The organism is Kribbella sp. NPDC058245 (genome assembly GCF_042882005.1).
In the GTDB taxonomy this organism is placed as follows: Bacteria; Actinomycetota; Actinomycetes; order Propionibacteriales; family Kribbellaceae; genus Kribbella.
This window is the reverse complement of record NZ_JBHVWY010000023.1, coordinates 1-6,770: the sequence shown is the minus strand read 5'-3', so window position 1 is coordinate 6,770 and position 6,770 is coordinate 1. Positions and strand designations below refer to the sequence as shown.

Sequence of the window (6,770 nt, the reverse complement as noted above, 5' to 3'; positions counted from 1 at the left end):
GGGGGGGTGAGTGGTTGGGTGGTTTCTGTAAGGGGAAAAGGGAGTGTACCTTGTATTCAACCACCCCCCCCCCCCCACCCCCCTCGGTGAGGAGACACCTCGTGCTCTACTTTGTGGCGCGCCGCCTGGTCAGCGCGCTCAGTGTCGTGTTGGTCACGCTGGTCGCGACCTTCGCGTTGTTCTTCATCGCGCCGACCGACCCGGCCGCCGCGATCTGTGGTGAGCGCAACTGCACACAGCAGCGCTACAACGAGATCAAGCAGAACCTGAACCTGGACAAGCCCAAGGTTCAGCAGTTCGCCGAGTACACCGCGGGCATCTTCGCCGGGCGGACCTTCGAGACGTCTGGCGTCGTTCAGGACTGCCACGCACCCTGCTTGGGGTACTCGTTCAAGAACGACCGGCCGGTCACGGACATGATCAAGCAACGGTTGCCGGTGACGGTGTCGCTGGTCGCCGGGTACGCCGTACTGGTGCTGACCATTGGTGTCTTCGTGGGCTCGATGGCTGCGAAGAGACGCGGGACGCTGGGCGACCGGGCGCTGATGAGCAGCACCCTGATCCTCAGCTCGGTGCCCTACTACATCGTGGCGCTGATGATCTCGCTGTACCTGACGATCCTCTACCCGATCCTTCCCCGGGGTGGCTATACGCCGATCTCGGAGAACGCGGGGAAGTGGGCGGCCGGGCTGATCACGCCCTGGCTGGTGCTGGGGATCTACAACTGCACGGCCTACGCCAGGTACTCGCGCGGCTCGATGGTCGAGACCCTGAGCGAGGACTACATCCGGACGGCGCGGGCCAAGGGCCTGTCGGACCGCCGGGTCACGTACAAGCACGCGCTGCGTTCGGGCATGATCCCGGTCATCACGATCTTCGGTCTGGACGTCGCCGGCAGTCTCGCCGGTGCCATCTTCACCGAGCGGATCTTCGACCTGCCCGGCCTGGGCAACCTGGTCCTGCAGAGCCTGGAGAGCTACGACCTGCCCGTCATCATGGGAACAGTGCTGATCGCCTCGGTGATCCTGGTCGCGATGAACTTCCTGGTGGACATCGGCTACAGCCTGATCGACCCGCGGGTGAGGCTTTCGTGACCACTCCCGCCCCCGAAGACCGGAAGGACAGCATGGCCGACAGTGCAGCCGGGCAGCCGGCAGCGGCCGCGGACGCCAAGCGCGGCCCGTCGGTCGCGACTCGTGAGAAGCGCTCCGGGCTGATGAACCCCAGCGGCGAGACGCCGTACCTGGTGGTCGAGGACCTGACCGTGAAGTTCCCGACCGCCGACGGCGTGGTCAGTGCCGTGAACGGGCTGAGCTACTCGGTCCCGCTCGGCCGCACGCTGTCGATCGTGGGCGAGTCCGGCTCCGGCAAGTCGGTGTCGAGCATGGCCGTGATGGGCCTGCACGACCGCAAGCGCACCCAGATCACCGGCTCGATCCGGCTCGGTGGTGACGAGCTGGTCGGCCTGTCCGAGAACGACCTGATGAAGGTCCGCGGCGACGCGGTCGCGATGGTCTTCCAGGACCCGCAGTCCTCGCTGCACCCGCTCTACACGGTCGGCAACCAGATCTCCGAGGCCTACCGCGTGCACCACAAGGTCTCCAAGGACGTCGCCAAGAAGCGCGCCCTGGAGATGCTGGACCTGGTCGGTATCCCGAACCCGATCCGCCGGTTCAAGCAGTACCCGCACGAGTTCTCCGGCGGTATGCGGCAGCGCGCGATGATCGCGATGGGCCTGGTCAACGACCCGAAGCTGATCATCGCCGACGAGCCGACCACGGCCCTCGACGTGACGGTCCAGGCGCAGATCCTGGACCTGCTGAACAACCTGCAGAAGGAGTTCGGCTCGGCGATCGTGCTGATCACCCACGACCTGGGTGTGGTGGCCGAGATGGCCGACGACGTACTGGTGATGTACGCCGGTCGCTGCGTCGAGTACGGCACGGCCGAGGACGTCCTGGCCAACCCGCGGATGCCCTACACCTGGGGCCTGCTCGAGTCGATCCCGACGGTGTCGGCGGCCAGCGAGCGGCTGCGCCCGATCAAGGGTCTGCCGCCGAGCCTGCTGAACCTGCCGACCGGGTGCTCGTTCAACCCGCGCTGCCCGTACAAGGACCGCGTCAAGGGTGAGCGCTGCACCACCGATCTGCCCGAGCTGCTGCCGGTCGACGGCGCCGGTGCCCACACGTCCCGTTGTCATCTGCACGACAAGGCCTCGATCTACGAGACCGAAGTCCTGCCGAGACTGGGCTGACAGCAGACGTGACACGGGACTGAGGAGAGAGATGAGCGACACAGTACGTCCGATCGACCAGCCGGCCGCTCCGGGCGAGACGCTGCTGCGGGTCCGCGACCTGAAGATGCACTTCCCGATCAAGGAAGCCGCCGGTCTGGGCCGGACGAAGAAGGTGGTTCAGGCCGTCGACGGCGTGAGCTTCGACCTGAAGGCCGGCGAGAGCCTCGGCCTGGTCGGCGAGTCCGGATGTGGCAAGTCCACCACCGGCCGGATGATCACCCGGCTGCTCACGCCGACGTCGGGCGAGATCAACTTCAAGGGCACCAACATCGCGCAGCTGAAGGAGCGGGAACTGCGCCCGTTCCGCCGCCAGCTGCAGATCGTCTTCCAGGACCCGTACAGCTCGCTGAACCCGCGCCAGACGGTCAGCAACATCATCAGTACGCCGTTGCGCGTGCACAACCTGGTGAAGCGTGGCCAGGAGCTGGCCCGGGTCCAGGAGCTGCTGGAGCGGGTCGGTCTGAACCCCGAGCACCACAACCGCTACCCGAACGAGTTCTCCGGCGGTCAGCGCCAGCGGATCGGGATCGCCCGCGCGCTGGCGGTCGAGCCCGAGGTGATCATCGCCGACGAGCCGGTCTCCGCGCTCGACGTCTCCATCCAGGCCCAGGTGATGAACCTGCTGGAGGACCTGCGGCGTGACCTCGGTATCGCGTTCGTGTTCATCGCGCACGACCTCGGTGTGGTCCGGCACTTCTGTGACCGCGTCGCGGTGATGTACCTGGGCAAGATCGTCGAGCAGGGATCGCGGGAGCAGATCTACGGCGCCCCGCAGCACCCGTACACCCAGGCGCTGCTGTCCGCGGCTCCTGACCTCGGCACGATCCGCGGCGTTCCGGCCAAGGAGCGGATCCGGCTGGTCGGCGATGTCCCGTCGCCGATCGACCCGCCGAGCGGTTGCCGGTTCCGGACCCGTTGCTGGAAGGCCGAGGACATCTGCGCGACGCAGGAGCCGATGCTCGAGGGCAAGCCGCAGTCCGCCCCCGGCCACGCCGCGGCCTGCCACTTCGCCGAGCCGAAGGTCGACCTCGTCGCCGACATCGCCTGACGGCATGCGTTCCGAGAGCCGCCCTGACCACTCTGGTCGGGGCGGCTCTCGGCTGTCCGGGGCGGTTATCATCCGCAGATGGAATTCCGGCTGCTGGGAACGCTCGAGGTCCACGCCGGCGGCGCCGAGATCAAGCTGGTACGGCGGCAGGAGCGGCTGCTGCTCGCGGTGTTGTTGCTCAGGGCAAACGAACTGACCCCGACGGACCAGCTCATCGATCTGATCTGGCCGGACGACCCGCCTGCTGACGCGCGCGGATCGCTGCAGGTCTACGTGTCCCGGCTGCGCAAGGCCGGGATCGCCATCGACGGCGGTCGCGACGGGTACGCCGTACGGGCACCGGCCGGGAGCACCGACCTCGACCGGTTCCGGGTGGGTGTTGCCCAGGCGCGAGCGTTGCCGGATCCCGCCGGCCGGGGGAGTGCGCTGCGGACGGCGTTGGAGCTTTGGCGGGGTGAGCTGCTTCCTGAGGTGGTCGATCGGACGGTCCGCGATCGGCTCTGCGTGCCGGTGGAGGAGGAACGGCGCGGCGCGGTCGACGAGCGGATCCAGGCCGATCTCGCGGCTGGGTTGCACACCGAACTGCTTGACGAGCTGCCCGCTGTCGTCGAGGCGGATCCGACGCGGGAGATCACCGTGGCGGCCTGGATGACCGCGCTGCACCTGACCGGCCGACGGCAGGACGCTCTGGACGTGTACGCCGACGTGGCCGCGCGGTTGTCCGATCAGTTCGGCCTCGAGCCCGCGCCGGCCTTGCGGCGGTTGTACTTGGCGATTCTGCGCAACGATCCGGTGGATCGCACCGCGTCTGAGGAGACTGTGCCGCGCGAACTGCCGGTCGACATCTCGATGCTGCTGGGACGCGACGAGTTGCTGGCGGACGCCGTACAGGCATTGACCGAGGACGCGGCGACCCTCTGCCTGTGGGGTGCAGCGGGCGTCGGGAAGTCGGCGGCCGCGACGCGGATCGGGCACCTGGTGGCGGACGCGTTTCCGGACGGTCAGCTGTTCGCCCGGCTGCAGGATGTCGGCGGAGCCGCGGTGCCGGCGGAGGCCTTGCTCGGGTCGATGCTGCGGTCGATCGGCGTCGCACCACGTGCGGTGCCGGAGCCGTTGGAGGAGCGGGTCCGGCTCTTCCGCGACAAGACTGCCGAGCTGGCGCTCCTCGTCGTACTGGATGATGCTCTCGATGCCGAGACGGTCGAGCAGTTGCTGCCGTCCGGACCGAACTGTGCGGCGGTCGTCACGTCGCGCAGATCCCTTCCCCAGTTGAAGAAAGCCATCCATCGGCAGGTCCTTCCGCTGGATTCGACGACCAGCAACGACCTGCTGACCAAGCTGATCGGCCGGACCGTGCGGGACCCTGCGGTGGTCGCGACCGTTGCGGTGGAGTGTGTGGGGCTGCCGCTGGCGCTCCGGATCATCGGTTCGCGATTCGCCTTGTCCAGCGACGAGGCCCTCCCCGCATTGCTCGGAGCGCTCGCTGACGACGAGGCCCGGTTGGATTGGATGGTTGCCGGCGACCTCGCGGTCAGGACGAGCCTGGACCGCAGTCTCACCTTGGCCGAGCCTCGGACGAAGCAGCTGCTGGCCAGGCTCTCGCTGGTCGGAGTGACCGAGTTCCCCGCGTGGGTCGCGGCGCCGCTGCTCGACCACGACGAGCTGGGCGGCCACGTGGCCTTCGAGCAACTCGTCGATCTCGGGCTGGTCGAGCTGGTCGCCATCGAACCGTTCCGGCGGTACAAGATGCACGCACTGGTCCGCTCGTATGCCGCGGAGCAGCTCAGCGATCCGGCGCAGCCACGGCAGCGCTACTTCGAAGCGGTCCATCGAGTGACGGCGTTGGCCAATGCCGGCGTCAACCACGGCTGGACCGTCGCGGCGCACCTGCGAACACCCGCGACGCCGGTCCTGCCGGAGGCCGAAGGCGCGATCGAGGCCGATGCGATCCAGTGGTTCGACGTCAGCTGGTCGCTGATCGATGCGGCGGCCCGCTCCGCGCTCAGCGCGGGTCAGCCCGAGCTCGCCGGGGCGATCGCGCTGTTGCTGACCGGCTATCTCGGCGTCCGGGAACTGCGAGCGCCTCGCAACGCGCTGCTGCAGGAGGTTGCCGAGGTTGTTGCCGAGACGGGTCCGCTGGAGCTCTCGGTCCGGCTCGAACTGGCGTTGTGGACCCACCGCGGCGGCGCTCCCGCAGATCAGTGGAGCGCGGGCGGCCGGCTCCGCGAGCTGGCCGAATCGACCGGCTCGCTCGAGCTGCAGGCCAGGGCCGAACTGCAACTGGCAGCGGCCGCTCTCCATCTGGCCGAGTACGACGACGCCCGCATGCACGGTCTCGCAGCGCTGGCCTTGACCGACCGGCCGGGTGGGCCGGGGGAGTTGCGGTCCCTCGCCCTACGCCGCCTGGTGCACATCGCGGCTGAGCTGCATGACTACGAAGACGCTGTGCGATGGGGCGAGCAGGTGGTGGAGCTGGCGCCCCCGAGCAGTAACGTCCAGGGCGAGGCTCGGTTGTTGCTCGGCGAGATCTACGCCGAGATCGGGAGCTACGAGAAGGCCGAGGAGCACCTGACTACGGCGGCGGCTACGTTTCGCGCCTTGTCCAGTGACGGCAACGGCGCCCAGGTGCATTGTGTGCTGGCCACCACCATGGCCAGGCAGGGCAAGACCGACCAGGCCCGCGCGCTGCTGGACCTGGCGAAGGCCGTGAACGCCGATGCGCCCAGCCACTATCTGCGCCTGCGAATCGGACTCGCCGAAGCCGATATCGCGATGACCGCGGGCGACTTCGCGGCGGGCCGCCGGATCCGGCGCGAGTTGATCGAGGTGGTTGAGGCTCGCGGGGACCGGTCGAGCGCACGCTATTTCCGTGAGCTGATCGATACCGATCCCCGCGACCCGGCGAACCAGTGAGCTACTTGGTGGTCCAGAGGTAGCCGAGGGGGCCAACCAGAGTTGGAACCGGTGGGCCTCCGCCGCGCAGGGGTCAGGAGGGGGCCCACCGGGATCGGGGGACTACGCCCGGCCGTGGGCCTGGCGGCTGCGGCGGCTGAGTGAGTCGATGGTGACGGCGATGAGCAGTACGCCGGCCGTGACGACGTACCGGACGCTGGAGTCCAGGCTGAGCAGGGCGAGACCGTTCTGGATCGACATGATCACGAAGGCGCCGAGCAGGGCGGAGTACGCCGAGCCGCGGCCGCCGAAGAGGCTGGTGCCACCGATGACGGCGGCGGCGATCGCGTTCAGGTTGGTGTCGGTACCACCGCTGCTCTGGCCGACGGCGACCAGGCGCGCGGCGGCGAGGATGCCGCCGATGGCGGCGAAGGTCGAGCAGGCGGCGAAGACCGACAGGTAGATCCCGCGCACGTTGATACCGGCGCGGCGGGCGCCTTCGACGTTGCCGCCGACGGCGACCACCGAGCGGCC

The 6,770-nt window shown here is 68.5% G+C and carries 4 protein-coding genes and 1 pseudogene; 4 read left to right on the top strand and 1 reads right to left on the bottom strand.

Going from position 1 to position 6,770, the window contains the following annotated elements:
• The first annotated feature begins 101 nt into the window (after positions 1-101).
• The 4 genes from ACFVWG_RS37805 to ACFVWG_RS37790 all read left to right on the top strand — a co-directional run bounded on the left by ACFVWG_RS37805 (position 102) and on the right by ACFVWG_RS37790 (position 6,257).
• Positions 102-1,094 carry an ABC transporter permease gene (locus ACFVWG_RS37805; RefSeq protein ID WP_391548313.1) on the top strand — a complete coding sequence of 331 codons (993 nt, stop codon included), beginning with the start codon at positions 102-104 and terminating at the stop codon, positions 1,092-1,094.
• A 122-nt stretch (positions 1,095-1,216) separates the two neighbouring features.
• A complete protein-coding gene (locus tag ACFVWG_RS37800) occupies positions 1,217-2,254 on the top strand; it encodes an ABC transporter ATP-binding protein (RefSeq protein WP_391548429.1) in 1,038 nt (345 codons plus the stop codon).
• Positions 2,255-2,285: 31 nt separating this feature from the next.
• Positions 2,286-3,344, top strand: a complete 1,059-nt coding sequence (locus ACFVWG_RS37795) for an ABC transporter ATP-binding protein (protein ID WP_391548312.1) — start codon at positions 2,286-2,288, stop codon at positions 3,342-3,344.
• 78 nt (positions 3,345-3,422) lie between these two features.
• Positions 3,423-6,257 (top strand): BTAD domain-containing putative transcriptional regulator, encoded by a 2,835-nt coding sequence (locus ACFVWG_RS37790; RefSeq protein ID WP_391548311.1) that lies wholly within the window; start codon positions 3,423-3,425, stop codon positions 6,255-6,257.
• A 102-nt stretch (positions 6,258-6,359) separates the two neighbouring features.
• Here ACFVWG_RS37790 and ACFVWG_RS37785 read toward each other — a convergent pair.
• A pseudogene (locus ACFVWG_RS37785) lies at positions 6,360-6,770 on the bottom strand (sugar ABC transporter permease); the annotation flags it as partial.

Bases quoted from the DNA above. Each gene is read 5' to 3' on its own strand.
- ACFVWG_RS37800 (WP_391548429.1), top strand. From the start codon at position 1,217: ATGAACCCCAGCGGCGAGACGCCGTACCTGGTGGTCGAGGACCTGACC.
- ACFVWG_RS37795 (WP_391548312.1), top strand. From the start codon at position 2,286: ATGAGCGACACAGTACGTCCGATCGACCAGCCGGCCGCTCCGGGCGAG.
- ACFVWG_RS37790 (WP_391548311.1), top strand. From the start codon at position 3,423: ATGGAATTCCGGCTGCTGGGAACGCTCGAGGTCCACGCCGGCGGCGCC.